Source organism: Sphingomonas sp. SKA58 (genome assembly GCF_000153545.1).
GTDB classification, from domain to species: Bacteria; Pseudomonadota; Alphaproteobacteria; order Sphingomonadales; family Sphingomonadaceae; genus Sphingobium; species Sphingobium soli.
In genome coordinates, this window is record NZ_CH959309.1 from 41,441 (window position 1) to 65,052 (window position 23,612).

At 65.1% G+C, this 23,612-nt stretch carries 23 protein-coding genes and 1 pseudogene; 13 read left to right on the forward strand and 11 right to left on the reverse strand.

The features are described from left to right. Window positions 1-80 precede the first annotated feature (80 nt). From SKA58_RS18325 to SKA58_RS18340, 4 genes are all read left to right on the forward strand, one after another. Window positions 81-1,529: an MBL fold/beta-CASP domain-containing RNA metallo-hydrolase gene (locus SKA58_RS18325; protein ID WP_013849921.1), complete on the forward strand. Its 1,449-nt coding sequence runs from the start codon at window positions 81-83 to the stop codon at window positions 1,527-1,529. Then, window positions 1,526-3,064, forward strand: coding sequence for a thymidine phosphorylase family protein (locus SKA58_RS18330; RefSeq protein ID WP_007683378.1), 1,539 nt, complete (start codon window positions 1,526-1,528; stop codon window positions 3,062-3,064). The genes SKA58_RS18325 and SKA58_RS18330 overlap by 4 nt, the downstream gene beginning before the upstream one ends. Beyond that, window positions 3,061-3,969, forward strand: coding sequence for a ribose-phosphate pyrophosphokinase (locus SKA58_RS18335; RefSeq protein WP_009823969.1), 909 nt, complete (start codon window positions 3,061-3,063; stop codon window positions 3,967-3,969). Before SKA58_RS18330 ends, SKA58_RS18335 begins: the two co-directional genes overlap by 4 nt. A 562-nt stretch (window positions 3,970-4,531) precedes the next feature. Then, on the forward strand, window positions 4,532-5,167 hold the full coding sequence (locus SKA58_RS18340; protein WP_007683376.1) for a response regulator transcription factor: 636 nt from the start codon (window positions 4,532-4,534) through the stop codon (window positions 5,165-5,167). A gap of 26 nt (window positions 5,168-5,193) precedes the next feature. On the opposite strand, the gene cueR is transcribed toward SKA58_RS18340, so the two are convergent. From cueR to copC, 4 genes are all read right to left on the reverse strand, one after another. Beyond that, complete coding sequence (gene cueR / locus SKA58_RS18345) at window positions 5,194-5,592, reverse strand: Cu(I)-responsive transcriptional regulator (protein ID WP_004212744.1); 399 nt, start codon at window positions 5,590-5,592, stop codon at window positions 5,194-5,196. After that, window positions 5,589-7,946: a heavy metal translocating P-type ATPase gene (locus SKA58_RS18350; protein WP_007683374.1), complete on the reverse strand. Its 2,358-nt coding sequence runs from the start codon at window positions 7,944-7,946 to the stop codon at window positions 5,589-5,591. The genes cueR and SKA58_RS18350 overlap by 4 nt, the downstream gene beginning before the upstream one ends. A 394-nt stretch (window positions 7,947-8,340) precedes the next feature. After that, entirely contained in the window at window positions 8,341-9,285 is a 945-nt protein-coding gene (copD, locus tag SKA58_RS18355; protein WP_007683373.1) for a copper homeostasis membrane protein CopD, read from the reverse strand. 4 nt (window positions 9,286-9,289) lie between these two features. Next, window positions 9,290-9,667 (reverse strand): copper homeostasis periplasmic binding protein CopC, encoded by a 378-nt coding sequence (copC, locus tag SKA58_RS18360; RefSeq protein WP_007683372.1) that lies wholly within the window; start codon window positions 9,665-9,667, stop codon window positions 9,290-9,292. A gap of 133 nt (window positions 9,668-9,800) precedes the next feature. Here copC and SKA58_RS18365 point away from each other — a divergent pair, with 133 nt between their 5' ends. From SKA58_RS18365 to SKA58_RS18405, 9 genes are all read left to right on the forward strand, one after another. After that, on the forward strand, window positions 9,801-10,073 hold the full coding sequence (locus SKA58_RS18365) for a hypothetical protein (protein WP_007683370.1): 273 nt from the start codon (window positions 9,801-9,803) through the stop codon (window positions 10,071-10,073). Next, complete coding sequence (locus SKA58_RS18370; protein WP_007683368.1) at window positions 10,073-10,513, forward strand: periplasmic heavy metal sensor; 441 nt, start codon at window positions 10,073-10,075, stop codon at window positions 10,511-10,513. The genes SKA58_RS18365 and SKA58_RS18370 overlap by 1 nt, the downstream gene beginning before the upstream one ends. Continuing rightward, complete coding sequence (locus SKA58_RS18375; RefSeq protein ID WP_007683367.1) at window positions 10,510-11,076, forward strand: RNA polymerase sigma factor; 567 nt, start codon at window positions 10,510-10,512, stop codon at window positions 11,074-11,076. The genes SKA58_RS18370 and SKA58_RS18375 overlap by 4 nt, the downstream gene beginning before the upstream one ends. Before the next feature lie 66 nt (window positions 11,077-11,142). Continuing rightward, complete coding sequence (locus SKA58_RS18380; protein ID WP_007683365.1) at window positions 11,143-13,068, forward strand: copper resistance system multicopper oxidase; 1,926 nt, start codon at window positions 11,143-11,145, stop codon at window positions 13,066-13,068. Continuing rightward, entirely contained in the window at window positions 13,068-14,216 is a 1,149-nt protein-coding gene (locus SKA58_RS18385; protein ID WP_007683363.1) for a copper resistance protein B, read from the forward strand. Before SKA58_RS18380 ends, SKA58_RS18385 begins: the two co-directional genes overlap by 1 nt. 90 nt (window positions 14,217-14,306) lie before the next feature. Next, window positions 14,307-14,780, forward strand: coding sequence for a DUF305 domain-containing protein (locus SKA58_RS18390; protein WP_007683361.1), 474 nt, complete (start codon window positions 14,307-14,309; stop codon window positions 14,778-14,780). Between the two features lie 58 nt (window positions 14,781-14,838). Then, window positions 14,839-16,374 (forward strand): two-component system sensor histidine kinase NtrB, encoded by a 1,536-nt coding sequence (locus SKA58_RS18395; protein ID WP_007683359.1) that lies wholly within the window; start codon window positions 14,839-14,841, stop codon window positions 16,372-16,374. After that, window positions 16,364-16,987 (forward strand): response regulator transcription factor, encoded by a 624-nt coding sequence (locus SKA58_RS18400; protein WP_007683357.1) that lies wholly within the window; start codon window positions 16,364-16,366, stop codon window positions 16,985-16,987. The genes SKA58_RS18395 and SKA58_RS18400 overlap by 11 nt, the downstream gene beginning before the upstream one ends. An 81-nt stretch (window positions 16,988-17,068) precedes the next feature. Next, on the forward strand, window positions 17,069-17,476 hold the full coding sequence (locus tag SKA58_RS18405; RefSeq protein WP_007683354.1) for a response regulator: 408 nt from the start codon (window positions 17,069-17,071) through the stop codon (window positions 17,474-17,476). A gap of 62 nt (window positions 17,477-17,538) precedes the next feature. Here SKA58_RS18405 and SKA58_RS18410 read toward each other — a convergent pair. The 7 genes and pseudogenes from SKA58_RS18410 to SKA58_RS18440 form a co-directional block, all read right to left on the reverse strand. Then, a pseudogene (locus SKA58_RS18410) lies at window positions 17,539-17,853 on the reverse strand (CorA family divalent cation transporter); the annotation flags it as partial. A gap of 401 nt (window positions 17,854-18,254) precedes the next feature. Beyond that, window positions 18,255-18,536: a type II toxin-antitoxin system YafQ family toxin gene (locus SKA58_RS18415; protein ID WP_004212690.1), complete on the reverse strand. Its 282-nt coding sequence runs from the start codon at window positions 18,534-18,536 to the stop codon at window positions 18,255-18,257. Beyond that, window positions 18,523-18,786 (reverse strand): type II toxin-antitoxin system RelB/DinJ family antitoxin, encoded by a 264-nt coding sequence (locus tag SKA58_RS18420; RefSeq protein WP_004212689.1) that lies wholly within the window; start codon window positions 18,784-18,786, stop codon window positions 18,523-18,525. Before SKA58_RS18420 ends, SKA58_RS18415 begins: the two co-directional genes overlap by 14 nt. Window positions 18,787-19,170: 384 nt before the next feature. Then, complete coding sequence (locus SKA58_RS18425) at window positions 19,171-19,608, reverse strand: DUF411 domain-containing protein (protein ID WP_007683347.1); 438 nt, start codon at window positions 19,606-19,608, stop codon at window positions 19,171-19,173. 79 nt (window positions 19,609-19,687) lie between these two features. Next, complete coding sequence (locus SKA58_RS18430; RefSeq protein ID WP_007683345.1) at window positions 19,688-20,929, reverse strand: MFS transporter; 1,242 nt, start codon at window positions 20,927-20,929, stop codon at window positions 19,688-19,690. Beyond that, window positions 20,923-21,909: a copper resistance protein B gene (locus SKA58_RS18435; RefSeq protein ID WP_009823975.1), complete on the reverse strand. Its 987-nt coding sequence runs from the start codon at window positions 21,907-21,909 to the stop codon at window positions 20,923-20,925. Before SKA58_RS18435 ends, SKA58_RS18430 begins: the two co-directional genes overlap by 7 nt. Next, complete coding sequence (locus SKA58_RS18440; RefSeq protein WP_007683343.1) at window positions 21,906-23,612, reverse strand: copper resistance system multicopper oxidase; 1,707 nt, start codon at window positions 23,610-23,612, stop codon at window positions 21,906-21,908. The genes SKA58_RS18435 and SKA58_RS18440 overlap by 4 nt, the downstream gene beginning before the upstream one ends.

Genomic DNA, 23,612 nt, shown 5'->3' on the forward strand with positions numbered 1-23,612 from the left:
GGATTTTGCGTATAGGCGTGCGGCGTCCGCGAACCAATGCTGCGCTCACGAACATAATCGTGAGAGGCAGGCCCGCGTCCATGCAAAAGAGAAAGAAACGGCACCATTCCCGCGTGACCATCTTCGAGCGTGAAGCAAGGATCGATCTGGCCAAGCGCCCGGCCGATGGTCTCGGCGTTGCCTTTCTCGGCGCATCGGGAACGGTCACAGGGTCGCGTTATCTGGTGGACGATGGTGAAACTCAGATCGTGGTCGATTCCGGCCTGTTTCAGGGACCCAGGGATCTGCGCCGCCTTAATTGGGCATCGATCCCACCCGAAGTCGCGGATGTCGGCCAGGTGCTGCTGACCCACGCCCATCTCGATCACTCGGGCGCACTACCGCGCATGGCGCGCCTGGGCTGGGACGGGACCGTCCTTGCCACGCGGGCGACCGCGGCCCTGTGCGAGCTCCTTCTTCCCGACAGCGGCCATCTGCAGGAAAAGGATGCGGAGTTCGCCAACCAGCACGGCTTCTCCAGGCACCAGCCGGCGCTGCCCCTCTACACCCAGGCCGACGCGCGTCTGGCATTGCAGCTCTTCCGCCCGATCGAGTTCGGAGCGTGGCATGCAGTCACGGACGGCATCAGGGTGCGCTACCATCGCGCCGGCCACATCCTCGGCGCGGCGTCGATCGAGATCGACTGGAAGGGGCGGACAATCCTCTTCTCAGGCGATATCGGCCGTTACGGCGATGCGGTGATGAAGGATCCCGAGCCGCCCGCGCGCGCCGACTATGTCCTGGTGGAATCGACCTATGGCGATCGGCGCCACGAGCAGGTCGATCCGACAAAGACGCTTGGAGATCATGTCGAGCGATGCGTCGAGAGAGGCGGGACGGTGGTGATCCCGGCCTTCGCCGTGGGACGGGTTCAGTCGCTTCTCTATCATTTCTCGCGTCTGCGCGCGCAGGGACGCCTCCGCGACATCCCGATCTTCCTCGACAGCCCGATGGCGATCAACGCGAGCGGGCTGATGTGCGATTTCATGGACGAGCATCGCCTGGCTCGCGCCGAGTGCGAAGCGGCGTGCAGCGTCGCGCACTATGTGCGCGAAGTGGAGGAATCCAAGGAACTCACCGCCAACCCCACCCCCAAGGTCATCATCTCGGCCAGTGGAATGGCAACGGGCGGCCGCGTGCTCCACCATCTCAAGCGCTTCGCGCCGGATGGGAAGAACCTCATCCTCTTCTCGGGCTTCCAGGCGGCGGGCACCCGCGGCGCCGCCATGATCGGCGGCGCCCGGACGATCAAGATCCACGGCGAGTATATCCCGGTCGAAGCCGAGGTCGCCAACCTGACGATGCTCTCGGCGCATGCCGACAGCGACGAACTCATGCGCTGGCTCGGGTCGCTGCACGAGGCCCCGCGCCACGTCTATGTCACCCATGGCGAGCCGACCGGCGCCCAGGTCCTGGCGAAGCGTGTCTCGGAGGAACTGGGTTGGGCATGCAGCGTACCGGCGCTGGGTAGCTGGGGCATGCTCGCGTGAAGCCCGGGATCATCGAGGACGCCGAAGCAGAGCCTGTCGCGACGACGCTGCGGGCACGCCGCATCGGCCTGTCGGCTGCCGGAAGCGATCTGATCGCGGTCATGCGCCACGACTGTCCCGTCTGCCGCTCGGAAGGTCTTGCGTCCCGCGCGCAGGTCGCGCTGCGCGCCGGCGGGCGGGAAATCGTCGTCTCGCTGCTGCACAGCTCCGCGGAGACTCCAGCGCCCGGCGAGATCGGCCTCTCCGAATCCGCATGGCAGCGGCTCGGCGTCAGCGATGGCGATCCGGTCGAGATCGCGCACGCCCAGCCTCTCGCCTCGCTCGCCGAAGTGCGTCGGCGCATCTATGGCAATCGTCTCAGTGACGGGGCTTTTTCAGCGATCATCACCGACATCGCCGAGCGACGCTATAGCGATGTCCATCTCTCGGCGTTCGTCACGGCCTGCTCAGCGGTCCCGCTCGATACGGACGAAACGATCAGCCTGACCAGGGCGATGGTCGATGTCGGCGAGCGATTGCAGTGGCCCGGAACGGTCATCGTCGACAAGCATAGCGTCGGTGGCTTGCCGGGCAATCGCACCACGCCGATCATCGTCTCGATCATGGCCGCGGAGGGCCTGATCATGCCCAAGACATCGTCGCGGGCGATCACCTCACCGGCCGGCACGGCGGACACGATGGAGGTGCTGGCACCTGTCGACCTCGACGTTTCCGCAATCCGCAAGGTGGTCGAGCGCGAAGGCGGCTGCATCGCCTGGGGCGGCGCCGTCAACCTCAGCCCTGCCGACGATGTGATCATCGGCGTGGAACGGGTGCTCGATATCGATGCCGTCGGGCAGATGGTCGCCTCGGTGCTGTCCAAGAAAATCGCGGCCGGTGCGACCCATCTGGTCATCGACATCCCGGTCGGGCCGACCGCCAAGGTACGCGGCGCCGATGCCGCCGACACGCTCGAGCGGGCGCTGAGCTCTGTCGCCCAAGCCTTCGGGCTTCGCACGCGCGTGATGCGCGGCCCCGGCGCCGAGCCGATCGGACGGGGCATCGGTCCGGCGCTCGAGGCGCAGGATATCCTTGCCGTGCTCCAGGGGCAGCCGGGCGCCGAGGATCTCGCCCACCGGGCCTGCGAGCTGGCGGGAGGACTGCTTGAGCTCGCGGACGCAGCCCCGGCCCGCGAAGGTTATGCGCGTGCGCGGGCGTGCCTCGAAAGCGGCCGGGCCTGGGCCAAGTTCCAACGTATCTGCGAAGCGCAGGGCGGCATGCGGGCTCCACCGGTCGCCCGGTTCCAACAGGATATGATCGCTCCCTATAGCGGCCGCCTGGTGAGTATCGACAATCGCAAGCTCGCGACGGTCGCGAAGCTTGCCGGCGCGCCGATGGCCAAGGCCGCCGGCGTCGCGCTGCAGTGTCGGCTGAACCAGATGGTGGATGCCGGGGCTCCCTTGTGTAGCATTCATGCCGAGAGCCCGGGCGAGCTCGACTATGCGGCGGCCTATGCGGTGAGCGACGGGCCGATCTTCGGGATTGAAGCGCTATGAACCGTCCCGTGCTGTTCGCGCTGTCTGGCAGCGAGGCCCTGGCACAGCCGCTATCCGCCGCGCTCGATGCAGAGGTCGGCACGATCGAGCATCGTCAGTTTCCTGACGGGGAAACCTATCTCAGGGTCGGAAACGACGTCAGCGACCGCGAGGTCATCCTGCTGTCCAGTCTCGATCATCCGGACGCCAAGCTGTTGCCGCTGCTGTTCGCAGCCGACACCGCGCGCGATCTTGGCGCTCGCAGGATCGGGCTCGTCGCCCCTTACCTCGCTTACATGCGCCAGGACATACGCTTCCATGCCGGCGAGGCGGTGACGTCGCGAACCTTTGCTGCGATCCTGTCTCGCCATCTCGACTGGCTGGTGACGGTCGATCCGCATCTCCATCGCTACCATGAATTGTCGGAAATCTACCGCATCCCAACCCAGGTTGTTCATGCCGCGCCGTTTTTGGCCTCGTGGATCAAGCGCAATGTCGCTCGCCCGCTGATCATCGGTCCGGACCTGGAAAGCGAACAGTGGGTCTCGCAGGTGGCGGCCGATGCCGATGCTCCGTTTCTCGTGTGCGAGAAAATCCGATCCGGCGACCGTCACGTCACCATCTCGATTCCGAATGCCCCAGCGTTTCTCGATCGCCAGCCGGTGCTGGTCGACGATATCGCCTCATCCGGTCGGACCCTCACCGAGGCGGCGCGCCAACTGGTCGGCATGGGGTTCGCGCGACCGGATTGCGTGGTCGTGCATCCGCTTTTTGCCGGCGATGCAGCGCAGGTTCTGGGTGGGCTTGTCGAAAGGATCGTCAGCACGAACGCGGTTGCACATGCGTCGAATGATATAGACGTCATGCCAGCGATCGCGGAGGCCGTTCGCCACCGGATTGAATGGCGTGCTGCGCGTCAGTTCTAAGACGGAAATGAACGCCCGGCAAACGCTGTGCGCGTCCTCATCCATTGACCCTAAACGAGTCCGAACCAATCTCCTGAGATCTCCCTTTCGGAGAAAATCGCGGCAGGGAAGGAGGATATGTCGTGTCGCACACACGCTCGTTCATCGATCCCCTCGACGTTGCTGGGCACCTGAAGCTTGAGCCCGAAGTAAAGCGCGCCACCCTGCTATCCTGGGCGTCCGATCGCGCAGCCGTCAAGGGCCAACCCGCCCCCCTCGCCCGCCGGGCGCCAGTAACCCGCTGCCGGTCGACGATGTGATGGAAGCGTAGCGATGGCTCGATCGCGCCGAGGGCGGCGCGGGCAACTCGCATGCATCGTCCGGAGCAGAGACCCGGCAATGAGCCGCAGCGACCGCGGCATTGGTGTGAGCGGAGTAGCCGAACCCTCACAGTTTCGCTGTCCTTCGCCGTTTTGCCTCGCCAAATTTTTACTCTTGACCTGGGACCATAGTCCAACGTGCAGAGAAGTATCCCTTGAAGCGCTGCCCTCGCGGCACTGCGTATTGATCGATCTCGGGGGCTATGGGGAACAAGCGCGTCGTGCATATCGTCGATGACGAAGAGACAATACGAAAAGCACTAAGTTTCACGTTGCGGACCGCAGGGTTTGCCGTAGAAGCCTACGCTTCGGGGCCGGAGTTTCTGTTGAGCGCAGAGGACGCCGAGAAAGGCTGCGTGGTTCTCGACATGCACATGCCCGACATGGACGGCCTGCAGGTTCAGGCGGAGCTGACGCGACGCGGTATCGACATGCCCGTCGTGGTGCTGACGGGCAATGGCGATCCTACGCTCGCCGTACAGGCGATGAAGGCGGGCGCTGCCGACTTTCTCGCCAAACCGGTCGAGAAGGCCGCATTGCTCGGCGCGATCGACCGCGGCTTCAGCTGGCTTGAGAGTATAGCCCGTCGTGCCTCCGAACAGGCCGACGCTCTTTCGAAAGCCGCGAGACTGACGCAGCGCGAACGGGCCGTTCTGAGAGGAATTTCGCGAGGCTATCCAAATAGCCTTATCGCAGATGAACTCGGCGTCACGTCGCGCACGGTCGAGCTGCATCGGGCCAGTCTGATGATCAAACTCAACGCGCAAAGCCTGCCCGACCTGTTGCGGATCGCTTTCGCCGTCGACCTGCACGAATCGACCGAAAACGGGCACCCCTAAAATTCTCGGCCGTGCGATGCCGGATGCTATGCGGATCGGGCCGCGGCCAGTTCGGCGATGATCGGACAATCCGGCCGCTCGTCGCCTTGGCAGCGCTCAGCCAGGTCGATTAGCGTGTCGCGCAGCGCCGTCAACGCCTCGGCTTTGCGCTGAAACTCATCGGCGCGGGCAAGGGCAAGCCGCTTCACCTCCGCGCTGGCACGGCCGGTATTGGCCCAAAGGCTGAGCAACGTGCGGATCTCCTCGATCGGGAAGCCGAGATCGCGGGCATTGGCGATAAACCGGAGGCGATGGAGGTCGCGCTCGCCATAGTCACGATAGCCAGCACCCCGACGCGCCGGCGCCGGGATGAGGCCGATCTTTTCATAATGGCGGATCATCCGCTCAGAGACGCCGCTCTGCCGTGACGTCTCGCCGATGTTCACAGTGCTTTCCGGTTGAGGCGCAGCGCGTTGGTGACCACGCTCACCGAAGAGAGCGCCATCGCCGCCGCCGCGATAATGGGCGAGAGCAGAATACCGAACAGCGGATAGAGCGCACCCGCCGCTACGGGCACGCCCGCGACATTGTAGATGAAGGCGAAGACGAGATTCTGGCGGATGTTCGACATGGTCGCTTGGCTGAGCCGCCGCGCCCGGACGATGCCAGTCAGGTCGCCCTTGAGCAGCGTGACGCCAGCGCTCTCGATCGCGACGTCGGTGCCGGAACCCATGGCGATGCCGACGTCGGCGGCGGCCAACGCGGGGGCGTCGTTGACACCGTCGCCGGCCATGGCGACGACCCGCCCCTCGCGCTTGAACCTGGCGACCACGGCGCTCTTCTGATCGGGCAGCACCTCGGCTTCGACCTCGTCGATGCCCAGGCGTCGGGCGACCGCTTCCGCGGTCGTGCGGTTGTCGCCGGTCAGCATGACCACGCGAATGCCCTCCGCCTTGAGCGCGGCGAGCGCTTCTGGTGTCGTGGCCTTCACCGGATCGGCGATCGCGAAGGCGCCGCCGACTGTGCCGTCGACCCCGATGAAGATCGCGGTGGCGCCATCCCGGCGCAGCGCGTCGGCCTGGCTGGCGAGCGCATCGGTCGCAACCCCTTCGTCGGCAAGGAACTGCGCATTGCCGAGGACGATGCGCCGCCCTTCGACCGTGCCGAGCGCGCCGCGCCCGGTCGGCGAGTCGAAGTCGATGACGTCGCTCGTGACGATGCCGCGATCCTTCGCGGCCTCGACGATTGCCAACGCGAGCGGATGCTCGGACGCCCGCTCGACCGAGGCGGCAAGACGCAGCAGCTCGGCTTCGTCGAAGCCGGGCGCCGGCACGACCTGGGTGACGGCAGGCCGGCCTTCGGTCAGCGTGCCTGTCTTGTCGACGACGAGAGTGTCGACCTTCTCCATATGCTCGAGTGCTTCGGCATTTTTGATGAGGACACCGAGCCCGGCGCCGCGGCCGACCCCGACCATGATCGACATCGGCGTTGCCAGCCCCAGTGCGCAGGGACAGGCGATGATCAGCACGGCGACCGCCGCCACCAGCCCATAGGCGAAGCGCGGCTCGGGACCCCAGATGCCCCAGGCGATGAACGCGACGGCCGCGACCGCGATGACCACGGGCACAAACCAGCCCGACACCTGATCGGCCATGCGCTGGATCGGCGCGCGCGAGCGCTGCGCCTCAGCGACCATCTGGACGATGCGTGCGAGCATGGTATCGCGGCCGACCTTGTCGGCGACGATCACCAGCGCACCGGTCTGGTTGAGCGTGCCGCCGATCACTGTGTCGGCCTTTGCCTTGGTGACGGGCATGGATTCGCCGGTGACCATCGACTCGTCGAGCGAGGAGCGGCCGTCCTCGACTACGCCGTCGACCGGCACCTTCTCGCCCGGCCGCACCCGCAGGCGGTCGCCCACCGCAACCAGATCAAGGCTGATTTCCTCTTCGTTCCCATCAGAACCGATCCGGCGCGCGGTCTTTGGTGCAAGGTTGAGCAGCGCCTTGATCGCGCCCGAGGTGCGTTCCCGCGCGCGCAGTTCGAGCATCTGGCCGAGCAGCACGAGGACGGTGATCACCGCGGCCGCCTCGAAATAGACGGCAACCATGCCGTCCTCGCCGCGGAAGGCCGGCGGGAACAGCTGAGGCGCGAGCGTCGCGATGACGCTGTAGATCCAGGCGACCCCGGTCCCCATCGCGATCAGGGTGAACATGTTGAAGTTGCGGGTCTTGAGCGAGGCCCAGCCACGCTCGAAGAACGGCCAGCCCGCCCACAGCACGACGGGTGTCGCCAGCACGAACTGGATCCATACCGAGATAGACATCGGCACGAGGCGATGGATCGCGGGAAAGACATGCGCGCCCATCTCGAGGATCAGCACCGGGAGAGCCAGCACGAGGCCGACCCAGAAGCGCCGCGTGAAATCGACTAGCTCGTGGCTGGGGCCGCTGTCGGCGGTCACGGTCGCGGGTTCGAGCGCCATGCCGCAGATCGGACAGGACCCGGGATGGTCCTGGCGGATCTCGGGATGCATCGGGCAGGTCCAGATCGTGCCTTCGGGCGCCGCGACCGGCGGCGTCGGCGGGCCGAGATAGCGCTCGGGATCGGCGATGAATTTGGTCCGGCAGCCCGCGCTGCAGAAATGATAGCTTTCACCGCTATGCTCGGCGTGATGCGCCGTGGTCGCCGGGTCGACGGTCATGCCGCAGACCGGGTCCTTGACGCCGGTCGCCGCTTTAGCGGTGCCGTGGCCGCCGCAGCAACCGCCGCCATGCGCCGCTCCATGTGTCTCGTTCATCGCCTCGCTCCTTTCGACGCCTGACGATCTAGGGTCTGACACCGTGTCAGGGTCAATACGTAATCGCCTAAGTGGCCAAATCGGCGGGCCCGTTCGCTTGGCCGCCATCAGGCCGGGGAGCACGCCGTCGGCATTGGGCTGGGTATCGTCGATGCCATCGAGCCGCTGCACGGTCAGGCGGAAGGCGAGCCGCATGAGACCCGTGCTGGCGGCCATAATCGGCGATTACCAGGCGCCAATCCGGGCGCAGCATGGCAAGCATGGCGGCACGCCACCGCTTCTCCCGCGCCCACAGGCGGATCGCGCGATCATAGTCTTTCGTCGATCCAGTCCCGCGCGGCGGGGTGTACGATTGCATTGGCTTCTCCCAACGCGAGGCGTTCGAAACGATAAACTACATCGACATGGGTGGCGACAGTGTCCCCAGCCAGGCGACCAGCCCGAGAATGACGATCGCAAGACCGCCTTCGACGACGAGGCTCGCGCGCAGCAGCGCCTGCGCCCGTGGCGCGTCCTCTTCCTCGATCGCCTGCGCAAGTGCCGGGGTCAGGCGATAACGGTTGAGCGCGGCCAGGCCCAGCATGCCGGCGAAGAGCAGCAGCTTGGCGATGAGCAGCAGGCCGTAGGTCGACTGCCCGAGAGACGCGATGTTGCCCGGGCCGACCAGGAACCAGCCGTTCACCGTCCCGGTCAGGATCAGCAGGGCGACGATGATCGTGCCGACGAAGGAGAAGCCCCGCAGCGCTTCCTCGGCGAGCATGACCCGGTCCATGTCTTCAGTGGCGAGATCATCGGTTGCGAGCCTGGTAAGAACCAGCGCAAGGAATGCGGCAAGCGCGCCGACCCAGGCGCCCGCGGCGAGCAGATGGATGAGATCGGCCCCCAGTTGCAGCCAGCCCGCCTCGCCTTCGCCGGCCGCGCCATGCCCGCTCCAGGCGAGGGTCGCGAGTGCGACCGCGCCTGCCAGAGTGGAGGCGATGAAGGCAGGACGGGATTGCCGGCGATAGAAGGGGATGGAGAGCAGAAGAACGAGGAGCGCGACGAGGCGCGCCTTCAGCGCCGTTCCCATGGACGTGCCGTTGAACAGCTCTGCGACCATGGAAAGATCAGGCTGGGTGAGCGGCAGCCCGGTCATGGCCGCTGCCTGCAACGCGAACCCCAGCGCCGACAGCAGGAGGGCGAGACAGGCGAGACCGGCCACCATTGCTACCATCGGCAGATGCCGCTGTACCATCCGGCCGCCGCCGGGCGCATAGAGCGCGAACAGCGGCAGGCCGAACAACAGGCCGAGATCGACGTAGAGCGCCCAGCGGACGGCGACGAGTGCCACGTCGTTCATGGCGTCACTTGACGGTAAAGGCGAGATTGCCCTGGATGCGGTGCGTGTCGGTCGAGACGACGTGCCAGGCGACCTGATAGCTGCCCGCCATGAGCGGCTTGGCGAGCGTCAGCACGAGCGTCTTGTCGCCTTCGACGGACGTCTTGAAGCCGGTTACCGCCATGCGGTGGTTGGGCATGCCGGGCATGCCGGTCATCACGATCTCGGCGCCCGACAGCTTCGGCATCAGACCTTCACTGAAGGTGAGCGTTATACGCGACGGCGCCGAGACGCTGGCGTTCGCGGCGGGCGTCGAGGACACAAGCTTGGGATGCGCGTAGGCCGGAGCAGAAACACTCAGGCCGACGGCGGCGATAACTGCGAGAGGCGAAAAGAAACGCATTGGAACATTCTCCTGTAGATCCCATGAGACAATACGCAGCCCGAGCCCCCACCCCTCGCAATCATTCTTTTCAATCTACAGCAAGGGTTCCTGGACCATCGTGCGTATTGATGGATGAAGACGGAGAAGCACCATGGATGAACTTGACCACCTGCTCTCGCGGTTGCGCGATGCGCCTCTCGATCCCAGGCTCGGCGGCCTGGAAAGCCGGGTCATGGCGGAAATAGCGCGCATCCGGGCCATACCAAGCCTTGGCGCTATGACGTTCGGCATCGCGGCCGCAACCGCGCTGTTCATCGGAATTGCCGGCTCGGCAGTTTCGACACGGTCTGCTGATGCCAAACCGCTATCGCCCTTCGATGCTCGGCTCGCGCTTGCGCCCTCGACGCTGCTGAGCTCGCAGTGATGCGCGACCGCCGCCGGCTCCTGCTCCTCGTCCTGGTGACCTTCGCCGCGGCGATCGCTGGCGTTGTCATTGGCCGCGTCTATGTGGTTCCAGTGCGCCCGGTCGAAAATGAGCTGCACGAGCTGCTCCATCGCGATCTGAAGCTGAATTCAGCGCAACACAGCCGACTCGAGACAATCGAGAAGAACTACGCGATCCGGCGTCAAGCGCTGGAGGCCGAATTGCGCGCCGACAATGCGCGTCTCGCGGAAGCGATCGAAGCGGAGCATGGCTATGGCCCGCAAGTCGCAACTGCGGTGGATCGCTCGCACCAGGCCATGGGCGCGCTGCAGAAAGAAACACTTGAGCATATCTTCGCGATGCGGGCCGTGCTGCGCCCGGATCAGACGGACAAATTCGACGACGCCGTGGTGAAAGCGCTGACGGCCAAATCCGAATGACCGCGTGCCTCCCCGACTGCTCGGACGGGGAGCTCGCGGCTCTGGCGCTTGGAGGCCGGCAAGCGGCCTATGGCGAGCTGGTCCGCCGGCATCAAGGTTGGGTTCACCGGCTCGTGCGCAGCCATGTCGGATCTATGGATGAGGCATTGGATGTCACCCAGGCGAGCTTCGTCGCGGCCTTTGCCGCACTCAACCGCTATGACGTAACCCGACCCTTCCAGGTCTGGATGTCCCGGATTGTCATCAACAAATGCCATGACTGGCGGCGTCGGCGAGCGGTTCGAAATTTCTTTGCCCTAGCCCTACCGCTCGGCGAGGCGGACGGCGTCGCCGACGACGCACCGCTGCCCGATCAGGCGATCGGGGCCGAACAGCAGCTCGCGCAAGCAATGAAAGCGATTGCTGCCCTGCCGTCTTCCCTCAAGGACACGCTTATTTTGCGTACGATCGACGAGAAATCGGAAGCTGAAACCGCCGAAATTCTCGGGATCAGCCAGAAGGCGGTCGAAACGCGCCTCTATCGAGCTAGGGCACGCCTTTCGGAAATATTAAAGAAAGTTTGAGGGGGATGAGGCCATGCTGCGTATTCCCAATAGGTACGCCCTCTTTCTTAAAGCTGAGACAACCGAATGATTTCTGCTCTCGACCGCCGCCAGTTCCTCCGCGGCGCGGCCCTCGCCGGCGGCGGCGCAGCATTGTCAGCCTGGCTGCCGGCCTGGGCGCAGACGATCTCGCCGGGGATGCGACCGACGCTGCCGACCGTGTCGGGCGAAGACATTACGCTCACCATCGCCCGGCAGTCGATGACCATCGACGGGCGCAAGTTCCGGGCAATCGGCCTCAACGGCACGGTCCCCGCCCCGCTGATCCGGCTGCGCGAGGGCCAGCGCGTGCGGCTCAACGTCATCAATCAGCTGGAGGAGGACAGCTCGATCCACTGGCACGGGCTGATCCTGCCGGCCAATATGGACGGTGTGCCGGGCGTGTCTTTTCCGGGCATCAAGCCGGGCTCGAACTACCTCTACCAGTTCTCCGTCGTGCAAAGCGGCACCTACTGGTACCACAGCCATTCAGGCCTGCAGGAACAGGAAGGCCATTACGGCCCGATCATCATCGATCCCGCCGGTGCCGATCCGGTCGCCTATGACCGCGAGCATGTCATCGTGCTCGCCGATCACAGCGCGCTCTCGCCGCAGGCGATCTTCCGGCGCCTCAAGGTCAACCCCGGCCATTTCAATTTCCAGCGCCAGACCCTGGCCGGGCTCCTGTCGGGCAAGGATCAGCCGCTCAAGGACCGGCTCGACTGGGGCCAGATGCGGATGGACCCGGCCGACATCTCCGATGTGACCGGATCCACCTACACCTATCTCGTCAACGGCCATGGTCCGATGGACAACTGGACCGCGCTCTTCACCCCGGGCGAACGGGTGCGGCTGCGGGTCATCAATGCGTCGGCGATGACCACCTTCAACGTCCGCATCCCCGGCCTGCCGCTGACCATCGTCCAGGCCGACGGGCAGAATGTGGTGCCGGTCACCGTCGACGAGTTCCAGGTTGGTGTTGCCGAGACCTACGACGTCGTTGTCAGCCCAGGCGATGACAAGGCCTACACCCTTGTCGGCGAGGCGATCGACCGCTCGGGCATGGCGCGTGCCACGCTCGCGCCGCGCGCCGGCATGGCCGGCGAGGTTCCCCCCTTACGCAAACGGCCGCTCGCCGACATGAAGGACATGGGCATGGACATGTCCTCGATGCCGGGCATGGAAGGCATGGACATGTCGGGCGGCGCTATGCGGGGCGTCGATCCGACGGCCGAGAAGAACGCGTCCGCGCGCCTCGCGACCGGCGCGGCGGCAGCGATGGCGACCATGGACAATAGCGCCATGGCAGGCATGGATCATTCGGGGATGGATCATTCCGCGATGAGCGGGATGGACCACGGCGCGATGGGCGCCGATGGCCAGATGGCGGGCATGGACCATGGCGGGCACGCGATGGGGTCGATGAAGATGCGAGACTTCTCGAACGCGCCGCAGGTGAAGCGCGACCCGAGCGTCCAGACCATCTCGCCGATGCCCGTCGACCGCACCGGCGAGCCCGGCCAGGGCCTCGCCGACGTCGGCCACAAGGTGCTTGTCTACAGGGACCTGATGGCGCTCGATCGCAATCCGGACGTGCGCGCGCCGAGCCGCAGCATCGACATTCACCTCACCGGCAACATGGAGCGGTTCATGTGGTCGTTCGACGGCGAAAAAATGTCGGACCATCACGAGCCGATCCCCTTCATCGAAGGCGAGCGGGTGCGCGTCAATCTCATCAACGACACGATGATGGGGCATCCGATCCATATTCACGGGCATTTTTTCGAGCTGGTGACGGGGCATGGCGATCATGCGCCACGCAAGCATACGGTAATCGTCCAGCCCGGCGGCAAGGTGACCTGGGACTTCACCGCCGACGCGGTCGGCGACTGGGCCTTCCACTGTCATCTCCTCTACCACATGCATGCCGGGATGATGCGGGTCGTGAGCGTCCGTCCGAAGGGAGACGCGTAATGACCCGCATCCTCACGCCGCTGGTGAGCGCGATCGCCCTTTTCGCTGCCGCGCCCGCCTTTGCCCAGGATCATTCAATGCACGGCATGCCCGGCATGGCGCCGCCGGGCGAGGTGCCGCCGGCGCAGGAGAAGAAGAAGGACAAGGCCGCCGCCAGGCCGCGCGCTCAGACACCAGCGCCAGACGCCACCTCGGCGATGGACCATTCGCAGCACCAGGCCAGTCCTGCGCCGCAGGGAGATGCGGCCGGTCAGCCGCAACCCGCGTCTCCCGCGATGCCGGACATGCCGGGCATGGACCACTCCCAGCATCAGGACGGCGCGATGCCGGACATGCCCGGGATGGACCATTCGCAGCATGGCCAGACCGCCATGCCCGGCATGCAAATGACCGGCACGGCGCTTCCGGCCGGCAATGCGCCCCCGCCGCCTCCCCCCAGCGACCACTTCGCCGATCGTGATTTTCCCGGCGCCGAGATGGCGCGCTCACGCGACATCATGATGAAGGACAGCGGCGGCAACAATTTCGGGCAGGTGCTGCTCAACCTGTTCGAGTATCAAGCGCATAGCGGTCGCGATGGCTATCGCTGGGATGGCGAAGGCTTTTACGGCGGCGATATCAACCGGCTCTGGCTCAAGAGCGAGGGCGAAGGCGAGTTCGGCCGCGGCATCGACAGCGCGGAGGTGCAGGTGCTCTATAGCCGGGCCATCGACCCCTATTTCAATCTTCAGGGCGGTATCCGCCAGGACTTCGGCCGCGGGCCCGACCGCACTTACGCGACGGTCGGCGTCGAGGGCCTGGCTCCCGGCATGTTCGAAGTCGAAGGCGCGCTGTTCCTCTCGACCAAGGGCGATGTTCTGGGCCGGGTCGAGGGCTATTACGACCAGCGCATTACCCAGCGCCTGATCTTGCAGCCGCGCGCCGAGGTCAATTTCGCCGCGCAGGATATTCCGGAGAACGACATCGGTTCGGGGCTGGTCAACATAGAGCTCGGCGCGCGCCTGCGCTATGAGTTCAGCCGCCAGTTCGCACCCTATATCGGCGTCTCTTATCTGCGCAAAGCCGGCGACACGGCGCGGCTGTCGAGGCTTGCCGGCGAGGACGTCCATGCCACCAGCTTCGTCGCCGGCATCCGCTTCTGGTTCTAGCATCGGGACGGCTGATGGCGGGGGCGAACAGGAGAGCGGGGCGTTACACTGAGACCCAGGTCGGCCTGCGCCGAACGAAGGAGATACGCCATGGATCATTCGTCCCACATGAGCACACGGAAGATGGGCGCCTATTGGAGCCTGGCCTTCCAGACCGTCATCAGCGGCGTCATCATGTATCTGGTGATGTTCGTCATGATCGACGGGCTCGACAGCTTCTACAACAACCTCAACATGCTCTACATGACGCTGATGATGGTCTCACCGATGGTGGTGCTCATGATCCTCGCCATGCGGCACATGTTCCCGTCGAAGGCCGCCAACATCGCGCTGATCGCCGCGTCGCTGGTCGCCTTCTTGGGCAGCTTCGCGTTCATCCGCACGCAGACCACGATCGGCGACACGGCCTTTCTGCGCTCGATGATCCCACACCACTCCGGCGCGATCCTGATGTGCCAGGAAGCAAAGCTGAGCGATCCCGAAGTCATCCGGCTTTGCGAATCGATCAAGCGCTCGCAGCGGCAGGAAATCGACGAGATGAAGGCCATACTCGCGCGGCGCTGAGTGGCACGGTCCGGCTACGCCCGGATACGTGCGCCCGGCCGGGCGTGTGAGCCGGCCGATGGTCTACACGAGGCGCGGGCCCGACGAGATTGCCAGGGAGGTGGCGCGGCTTGCGCCGCTGTTCCTGCGACAGGCTGGCGGCCACGTCCTGACGCTGCTCGATCCTTCCGGGATGGTGCTGAGCTATAATGAAGAAGGCGAGCGTGCCGAATGCTGGCCGCTCGATCGCGTCCTGGGACAGCCCCACGACCTGTTCTACCCGCCCGACGAGATTGCGGCGGGGCGTCCAGGCGCAGACCTGGCGGCCGCCCTTCACGAGGGCACGCTGGAGCGCGAAGCGTGGCGGGTCTGCGAGAACGGCGCGGAATATCTGGCGCGCCTGACGATCACCGCACTGTTCGAAGGCGACACACATCGCGGCTTCGCCTGCATCAGCCGCGATGTCACCGACGAGGCGGCGGTCCGCGCATCGATCGAGACCCGCGAGCAGCATCTGCAATCGATTCTGGCGACGGTGCCGGATGCGATGATCATCATCGACGAGACCGGCGCCATCACGTCGTTCAGCGCAGCGGCACAACGCCTGTTCGGCTACAGCGAAGCCGAGCTCGTCGGCCGCAACGTCTCCTGCCTTATGCCCCAGCCCGATCGCGACCGTCACGACGAATATCTCGCGCATTATCTGCAGACCGGCGAGCGCCGGATCATCGGCCTCGGTCGCGTCGTGGTCGGCCAGCGCCGCGACGGCTCAACCTTCCCGATGCAGCTGTCGGTCGGCGAGGCCGGTGAAGACGGGCAGCGGTTGTTCACCGGCTTTATCCGGGATCTCACCGCCAAGGAGCAGGATGAGCTCAGGCTCAAGGAACTGCAGGCAGAGCTGGTCCATGTCTCTCGGCTGAGCGCGATGGGCACGATGGCCTCGACGCTCGCGCATGAGCTCAACCAGCCGCTTGCCGCGGTCGCGCTCTATCTCGAGACGATCCGCGACATGCTCGACGAGCGGGACGACGAACCCTTCGTGTCGCTACGGTCGGTGATGGATGATGCGGCACAGGAAACGCTGCGGGCCGGCCATATCGTCCGGCGCCTGCGCGATTTCGTCGCCCGCGGCGAGGTCGACAAGAGCCTCCACGAGCTGCCGCAGGTCATCGCCGAGGCGAGCCAGCTCGCGCTGGTCGGTGCACGCGAGCGCGGCATCCGCAGCTTCTTTGCGGTCGATCCCGCCGCGACGCTGGTCCTCGTCGACAGGGTGCAGATCCAGCAGGTGCTGGTCAACCTGATGCGCAATGCCATCGAGGCGATGGCGGAGTGTCCGGTTCGCGACCTCAAGGTGGCGACCAGGTTGCGCCCTGACGGGCTGATCGAGGTGACCGTGGAGGATACCGGTCCCGGCATCGCGGACGGAATCCGCGAGCAGCTCTTCACGGCGTTCAACTCGACAAAGGCCGACGGCATGGGCCTCGGCCTCTCGATCTGCCGGACCATCATCGAAGCGCATGGCGGCCGTATCTGGATGGAGCGCCCCGACCGCGGCGGCACCCGCTTTCATTTTACCTTGATCCATGCGCGGGCGGAGGAGGAACATGGGGGATAGACGCGTCATCCATCTGGTCGACGACGAGGAGAGCATCCGCAAGGCGGCGAGCTTTGCGCTCAAGACCGCGGGCTACGACGTCGTGACCTATGCCTCGGGCGTGGAGTTTCTCAAGGAGGCGAAGTCGGCGGCCGTCGGCTGCGTCATCCTTGACGTGCGCATGCCCGAGATGGACGGTCTCGAGGTTCAGGCCGCCATGGCAGCACGCGGGGTCAACATGCCGGTCATCGTCCTGACCGGCCATGGCGACGTGTCGGTTGCGGTGCAGGCCATGAAAGGCGGCGCGGTCGACTTTCTCGAGAAGCCCTTCGAGAAAGCGGCCCTGCTCGGCGCCGTCAGCCGCGCGTTCGCGCGTCTCGACGATGTCGACTTTCGCACTCTGGAAACCTCTGAAGCCGGCGTGCGGGTCGCTGCACTGACGCCCCGGGAGCGTGAAGTGCTGGAAGGGCTGGCGAACGGCCTGCCCAATAAGACGATCGCCTATGACCTGGGCTGTTCATCGCGAACGGTCGAGGTCCATCGCGCGAGCCTGATGGCCAAGCTCGAGGTCCGCAATTTGTCCGAAGCCCTGCGGATCGCCTTTGCCGCGGGCATGGGCCGCAAGCCGAAGTGACTGCGACCTCTACGTAGCGACGGGACGAGGCGCGATATGCGATCGATGGTGCAATCGTCACACGGGTGTCCGCTTCTCGCAATGCCATCGGTCCGTTCCACTCAGCATGATGGCAGATACACCATCCTCGTCTCCGACGACGATCCCGGCGTGCGGCGTGGCCTCCAGCTGCTGCTGAGATCGCGCGGCTATGCCGTGTGGGGATATACGACCGGCCACGCGCTGTTGGCCGACCCCCGCGCGAAGGAGGCAGACTGCGTCATCCTCGACTATCGCATGCCCGACATCGACGGATTCGCGATGCTGCGTCACCTTCGCGAGATCGGATGGTCGGGACGCGCCATCATGATCTCAGGCTTTCACGACACGCTGCTGGCCTGGCGGGCCGCCGAGGCGGGCTTCGATCACGTTCTCGCAAAGCCTTTGATCGGCAGGGCTTTGCTCGATGCGTTGGACCGGCACCGCGCCGAGGTTCTGCGAAAGCATTGAGTTATGGCGGCCGGCCCCCGGCAGCCTCAGCCCGGCGCGATGTGGAAAGCCGATCTGCGCCGTCAAAGCCAGTGGCTACGTTTGAACCGGATGTAGAGCCCAATGCAGACCGCAGCGATGACGCCGAGGATGACGAAATATCCCCATTGCGTCTTCAGTTCGGGCATATTCTCGAAATTCATGCCGTAGATTCCGGCAATCGCGGTAGGCACCGCGAGGATCGCGGCCCAGGCGGCAAGCTGACGCGTGATCGCACCCTGGCGCTGCTGTTCGAGCAGGTGACTCGCCTCGAACACCGAGATCAGGATGTCGCGGATGCCGGTGATGGCGCTCTCAACCCTGAGCATGTGATCGAGCAAATCACGGAAATAGGGTTTCCTTCTCACGATCTGGCTTTTGAGCCATTCGAGCATGGAATCTTTTGCCATCATGGGCGTCGTCGTCGCTCTCGGCAGCATCGTCTACCGGGCCAGCATCCGCCGGTCATCAACGTAGGGGTCACGACGGTGGAGCGAGCGGTCGGCTCTTCAAGCCCAACGCGATCGGCTCATTTCTCGCTCACCAGTCGTGAACTAACGGCAAATTTGTCAGAATTTGAGGGTGAAAGTGATTTATGGCCCTCATTTTTGTTTCAAGCAGCGCCTGCCGAATGCATCTCTGCGATTGATGTCTTCTGCAAAAGCTTGTTGGCATCGGATGCTCGCTGATCACACCTAACCCGTAATCGTGCCTCTGGCTGACATACCCGACAAACGTATAAGCTCGCCATGCGCGGGCGTCACCAACCCAATTCCGCGTGCGATCCCAAGCGCACAAGCTGCAAGGTGTCGTCATCGGGCTTGCGGTAAATCAGCACGAGGTCGGGCTTTATGTGGCAATCGCGATGGTCGCGCCAGTCGCCGGTCAGCGCATGGTCGCGGTGGCGCGGTTCAAGCGGCTCGTCGGATGCCAGCGCCTCGATGATCGGGATCAGGTCAGCGTCCAGCGTCTTGGCGTGCTGCCCCTTCTTCTCCCGCTTGTAGTCGCGCTTGAACCGCCCGAAGCGTTCAATCGTCCGCATTGAGGTCGGCCATCAGGTCGACCACCGTGGCGAACCGCTTGCCCTTTCCCTCGCGCGCTTCCTTCATGGCCTCGATCGTCTCGGCATTGGGCACCAGCGGTTCAAACGGCAAGGCCTTGTCGCGGGCAACGCGGGTCAGCATCAGGCGCACGGCATCGGAGACGGTCAGCCCCATAGCAGCCAGCACGGTCGCGGCTTCCTCCTTCACCGCTCCGTCGATCCGGGTCTGCACAAGAGCGTTTGCGGCCATGTCGATTTCCTTTCTGCATGACGATGTAATGCAAGCGAACGCAAAGTGCAATCAGGCAAAGCCCCGGCTATCGACATGGCGACCGGGCTTCGTGTTTTTCACCTTCAATGCTGTGAGTGCCATCGGTTCGGGGCCCTGATCGGGAATGTTGGGGCCGTTCTCACACTTTCGGTGGGCAAACGGTCCCACAATCGTTCCCACATTTTGGGCCAAATTCAGGCAAATCATGGAGACGACCGCGAACAACTTACAAGACAAATCGTTGCTTTTTCAGTGTAGGTAGGGGTAGGGACGCCATCAGCTCGCTTGACACAAGGTTCTACACTCGACAGCGGGGTCCTCTACCACCGGGCAATTCTGCAGGATGCTGCAAACCGCGCGATATCAATGGCGGGCGAAAATTCGCTGACCGGCGCTGCCGAAGGCCACCACCGTATAGGGTTGGCGGGCAGCGCCTGCCACTTCCATGCCCTCCGAACCGATCGGCATCCCCGCAACCGCAATGCCTTTGACGCCCGCAGGACGGGTCGCCAGCAAGCGCTTGACGTCGGATATCGGGACATGGCCCTCGATCATATAGCCATCGACGATCGCGCTGTGGCAAGATGCCAGCGTCCGGGGCATGCCGGCCTTGCGCTGAAGCTCGCTGCGCGACGCATCGTCACGCATGACGACCTTGCGTCCCAGCTTCGCGCGCACGGCCTGCGCCCACTTCTCGCAACATCCACATCCCGGATCCCGGTGGACGACGATATCACTGGCCGCAAGCGCTACGCCGGGCATGGCGAGGAACAGCAAGGCGACGAATAGGCGGGTCTTCATGAAATGACTCCCGGAAGAACGATAAGCATGGGGCAGAGGCCCCTTCTTTTCTATACGCATCAATGCGCCCCTCCCCTCATCACGCAGATGATTTTACGATGGCGGGCGGCCTCCAGGCTAGCGGCAGGGACACAAGCAGCGCTAGCGATAGACCACCAATCCCCCACAGAACGAGCGGCTGCGCCCCGGGAGCGACGATGGCTATCGCCAGCGGCGCGAGCGCCTGCCCGATGCTGGCGGCGGAATGCTGGAAACCGAGCTTCACGCCTGAAGGGGCCCCGCCGCCGCTGATCCAGAAGCTGGTGACCAATCGAAGGGTTGCCGAGCTCCAGCCGGCAGCAACGATGATCCCACTGAGCTCGGCCATACTCGCGGCGACAGGAAACATGAAAAGTGCCACAGCCAGCAGGCCCAGCGTCAATCCGGCAAGCCGCCTCGGCACAGTGACCAGCCAATCCAGCTTTGCATGGAAGATCTGTGCCGCCAGCATGCCCAATCCGCAGAGACTGAGCATCCAGGCGATCTCTTCGCGGCTCAGCGAAATGGCGCTCCGCGTCACCAGGAGATTGACATGCATCGCCGCCAGCCCGCCGCCCGCGACGATCGTGATAAAAAGCAGGATCAACGTCGCGCCGAGCGTAGGCGCGGGCAGGTCTCCGCCATCGATGCAAGGTGCACACCAGCGCGGCAGACGCACGGCGCAAAGCGCCGCCCCGACGGCACCGATGCCGAGAGCGAGGATCATGAGGGGAGCGCGGGGCAGGATCGCGGCCGAGACCTCCGCCACCAGCGGACCGGCGAGATCGCCCAGAAACACGAAGGCGGTCAGCCAGGTGAAGCGGCGCGCCTGGTCCGCGCGCCCGCTTGCGGCAAAGCTCGCGCAGAGCAAGCCCAACGGTATGATGGCGGCCGACGCCATCCCCGCCACCAGACGCAATGCATAAAGCTCAGGCAACCCGACGAGGCCGATCGGCGCGGTCACCAGCGCGAGGATGACCAGCGCTGCGCGCAACATCGCCCGATAGTCGACCCGGTCCGCGATCCAGCCCCAGAGCGGCGCCGCCAGCAAGGCTGCCAGGGGATGGACCGCAGTCAGGCTCGCGACGTGAAAATCATGAGCGCTTGACGATAGCGCGCCACGAGCCGGGTCGACCAGTGCCGGAAGGAAGGCGAGAATGGCCGTCTGTCCCGCCGACGCCGCAGCCGCCGCGAGCAACAAGACGAAAAAGGAGGCCGGCCAGCGACCGTTGGCTTGCGATCCAGCCTTGTCACGCGGCGCGTTCGCGGTCGATCCCTCGAGTGGCCATCCGCGGATCACCACCAGGCGCGCAAGCCGATCACCAGCCTGTGTTCGGAAGGCCCTTCCCTGCGCAGGCGACGGAAATCGGCCGTGCCGTCAAATGCGCGCTCCCAGACGAAGCCGATATAGGGCGCGAACTTGCGCGACACCTCGTAGCGCAACCGTCCGCTCAGCTCGACATTGCTGAAGCCGCTGCCGAGCTGCCGATCGCTCGACCGCTTCGAATAGATATTGGTTTCCACCTGCGGCGTAAGGATCAACCGATTGGTGAACAGGACCTCATAGGAGGCCTTGGCGCGCGCCGCGAGACGCCCATCGGTTCCTACATAGCCGGTGAGCTGGACGTCGAACCAATAGGGCGCCAGTCCCTCGACGCCGGCGGCGAGCCAGGTGGTCGCACCCTTGCCGAGATCCTGCCTGACCCCGAGCAGCGTGCCCCAGAACGGGTTCTTGCTGTGCCACCACAGCGCCTCGACGCTGCTCTCCGGATCGAGACGTTGGTCGCGGGAGTTCTTGAGCCCCTGGCTGCGCAGCCAGAGCTTGTCATTGTCCTGACCCTTGGTGACGAGCACGGTCCAGCCCACGCCCTGACCCTCGTTGCCGCTGGTGAACTCGAGCTCATCCACAAGTATCTTGGGGATCGAGAGCTTGTCGGCCATCTCATAGCCCGGCAGCGTCGAGTTGCGATAGCCGTCGGCATAATCGTCCGAGTTGCGCGCGTCCGGCGGGGCCTTGCCACCCTGCATCGAGCCCATGTCCATCGTGGCGCCGTTACCGGACGCCTTCGTGTCGGTCATATCCATGCCCGGCATGTCCATGCCCGCATGCTCCTGAGAGCCTTGCGCGGAAGGTGAGTTTGGATCGGGAGTGGCCGTTTGGGCAGGGGTGGCGGCGGGCGACGGGGGCAAGGCATCCTGCGCGAGGGCGGGAGCCGTGATCGCCGGCGCCAGGAAGAGGGCAACGCCAAGAGCAATGCCGCGCGAGGGGATAATCCGGATCATGCGACCACCACCTCCCGGAACATGCCGGCCGCCATGTGATAGAGCAGATGGCAGTGGAAGGCCCATCGGCCCATGGCGTCGGCGGTGACGCGGAAGCTCACCCGCTGGGCGGGCTGGACCACGACCGTATGCTTGCGGACCTGGAAGGCGCCGTCCGGGCCTTCGACATCGCTCCACATGCCGTGCAGATGCATCGGATGCGCCATCATCGTGTCGTTGACGAAGGTGACGCGCAGCCGCTCGTTCGGCTTGAAATGCAGCGGCCGGGAATCGTTGAGCTTGATGCCGTCGAGCGACCAGATGAACCGTTCCATATTGCCCGTCAGATGCAGCTCGATGTCGCGCTCGGGCTCGCGCGGGTCGGGATCGCCGCCCGGCGTGCGCAGATCGGCCAGCGTCAGCACGCGCCAGCCGCGCCCGCGCAGCCCGGCGCCGGGATCGTCCAGATTGGTGCGGGGATAGTCGACGCGCATGTCGGTATTGGCGCCATATTCGGTGCGGGCGTGCTGTGCCCTGGCCGGCATCTCGGTCATGCCGTGCCCGGCATGCGCGTCGCCTCCCATTGCGCCCATCGTCGCCATCGCGCCCATCATGTCGACCGGCTCGAGCCAGGTCCGGGCATCGAGCGGCGGCACGGCTGCCGCCATGCCCGGAGCCGGTGCGATCGTGCCGCGGGCATAGCCGCTCCGATCGATCGCCTGCGCGAAGATGGTGCGGGCGCCGCCCTCGGGCATGGTGAACTCGACGTCATAGGTCTCGCCCGGGCCGATCCGGAATTCCTCGACCGTGACCGGCTCGACCGGCTGCCCGTCGGCCGATACGACCGTCAGCTCGACCCCCGGGATCCGCACGTCGAAGAACGTCGCCGTCCCCGCGCCGACGAAGCGCAGGCGCACGCGTTCGCCGGGCGCGGCGATACCGGTCCAGTTGCCGGCGGGCGGCGCGCCGTTCATCAGATAGGTGTAGGTCGCGGCAGAGACATCGCTGTAGTCGGTCGGGTTCATCCGCGAGCTGTTCCACATCCGCCGCCGCTCGAGCGCCTTCCCAAGGCCCATGGCGCCGACATCCTTGAGGAAGTCGCCGGCTGTCGGCTGCGCAAAATTATAGTAGCTGCTCTGCTTCTTGAGATTGAGGAAGATCTGCAGCGGCGGCTCGTCCGACCAGTCGCTGAGCACGATGCAATAGTCGCGATCGGGCGCCCGCGCCGCCGGCGCCTGTTTCGGCTCCACGATGATCGCTCCATAGAGTCCCGTCTGCTCGGCGAGCGTGTGAGCGTGATACCAGTAGGTTCCGCTCTGGCGGACCTCGAAGCGATAGGTGAAGGTCTCGCCCGGCGCGATGCCGGCAAAGCTGATGCCGGGCACGCCGTCCATCTCCGCCGGCACGATGATGCCGTGCCAATGGATGCTCGACATCTCCTTGAGGCCGTTGCGCACACGGAGCGTGACCGTGTCGCCTTCGCGCAGGCGCAGGACCGGCGCGGGCACGCTGCCGTTCACGGCGGTCGCGATACGGCGTTTGCCGGTGAAGTTGACTGGCAGCTCGGCGATCTCGAGGTCGAACTCGGTCCCGCTAAGCTCGGCGGGCGAGACTGGGGCGGATCGCGCGAGAAGCGCCGGGGCGAAGCCGGCAACCGCGCCGCCGATCGCCAGCCCCTGGACGAAACGGCGCCGTGCGATCGGCCGGATATGTAAGGGAGACAT

Bases quoted from the DNA above. Each gene is read 5' to 3' on its own strand.
- SKA58_RS18325 (WP_013849921.1), top strand. From the start codon at position 81: ATGCAAAAGAGAAAGAAACGGCACCATTCCCGCGTGACCATCTTCGAG.
- SKA58_RS18335 (WP_009823969.1), top strand. From the start codon at position 3,061: ATGAACCGTCCCGTGCTGTTCGCGCTGTCTGGCAGCGAGGCCCTGGCA.
- SKA58_RS18340 (WP_007683376.1), top strand. From the start codon at position 4,532: ATGGGGAACAAGCGCGTCGTGCATATCGTCGATGACGAAGAGACAATA.
- SKA58_RS18350 (WP_007683374.1), bottom strand. From the start codon at position 7,946: ATGAACGAGACACATGGAGCGGCGCATGGCGGCGGTTGCTGCGGCGGC.
- copD (WP_007683373.1), bottom strand. From the start codon at position 9,285: ATGAACGACGTGGCACTCGTCGCCGTCCGCTGGGCGCTCTACGTCGAT.
- copC (WP_007683372.1), bottom strand. From the start codon at position 9,667: ATGCGTTTCTTTTCGCCTCTCGCAGTTATCGCCGCCGTCGGCCTGAGT.
- SKA58_RS18365 (WP_007683370.1), top strand. From the start codon at position 9,801: ATGGATGAACTTGACCACCTGCTCTCGCGGTTGCGCGATGCGCCTCTC.
- SKA58_RS18370 (WP_007683368.1), top strand. From the start codon at position 10,073: ATGCGCGACCGCCGCCGGCTCCTGCTCCTCGTCCTGGTGACCTTCGCC.
- SKA58_RS18375 (WP_007683367.1), top strand. From the start codon at position 10,510: ATGACCGCGTGCCTCCCCGACTGCTCGGACGGGGAGCTCGCGGCTCTG.
- SKA58_RS18380 (WP_007683365.1), top strand. From the start codon at position 11,143: ATGATTTCTGCTCTCGACCGCCGCCAGTTCCTCCGCGGCGCGGCCCTC.
- SKA58_RS18385 (WP_007683363.1), top strand. From the start codon at position 13,068: ATGACCCGCATCCTCACGCCGCTGGTGAGCGCGATCGCCCTTTTCGCT.
- SKA58_RS18390 (WP_007683361.1), top strand. From the start codon at position 14,307: ATGGATCATTCGTCCCACATGAGCACACGGAAGATGGGCGCCTATTGG.
- SKA58_RS18395 (WP_007683359.1), top strand. From the start codon at position 14,839: ATGGTCTACACGAGGCGCGGGCCCGACGAGATTGCCAGGGAGGTGGCG.
- SKA58_RS18400 (WP_007683357.1), top strand. From the start codon at position 16,364: ATGGGGGATAGACGCGTCATCCATCTGGTCGACGACGAGGAGAGCATC.
- SKA58_RS18405 (WP_007683354.1), top strand. From the start codon at position 17,069: ATGCCATCGGTCCGTTCCACTCAGCATGATGGCAGATACACCATCCTC.
- SKA58_RS18415 (WP_004212690.1), bottom strand. From the start codon at position 18,536: ATGCGGACGATTGAACGCTTCGGGCGGTTCAAGCGCGACTACAAGCGG.
- SKA58_RS18420 (WP_004212689.1), bottom strand. From the start codon at position 18,786: ATGGCCGCAAACGCTCTTGTGCAGACCCGGATCGACGGAGCGGTGAAG.
- SKA58_RS18425 (WP_007683347.1), bottom strand. From the start codon at position 19,608: ATGAAGACCCGCCTATTCGTCGCCTTGCTGTTCCTCGCCATGCCCGGC.
- SKA58_RS18435 (WP_009823975.1), bottom strand. From the start codon at position 21,909: ATGATCCGGATTATCCCCTCGCGCGGCATTGCTCTTGGCGTTGCCCTC.
- SKA58_RS18440 (WP_007683343.1), bottom strand. From the start codon at position 23,612: ATGTCTCCCTTACATATCCGGCCGATCGCACGGCGCCGTTTCGTCCAG.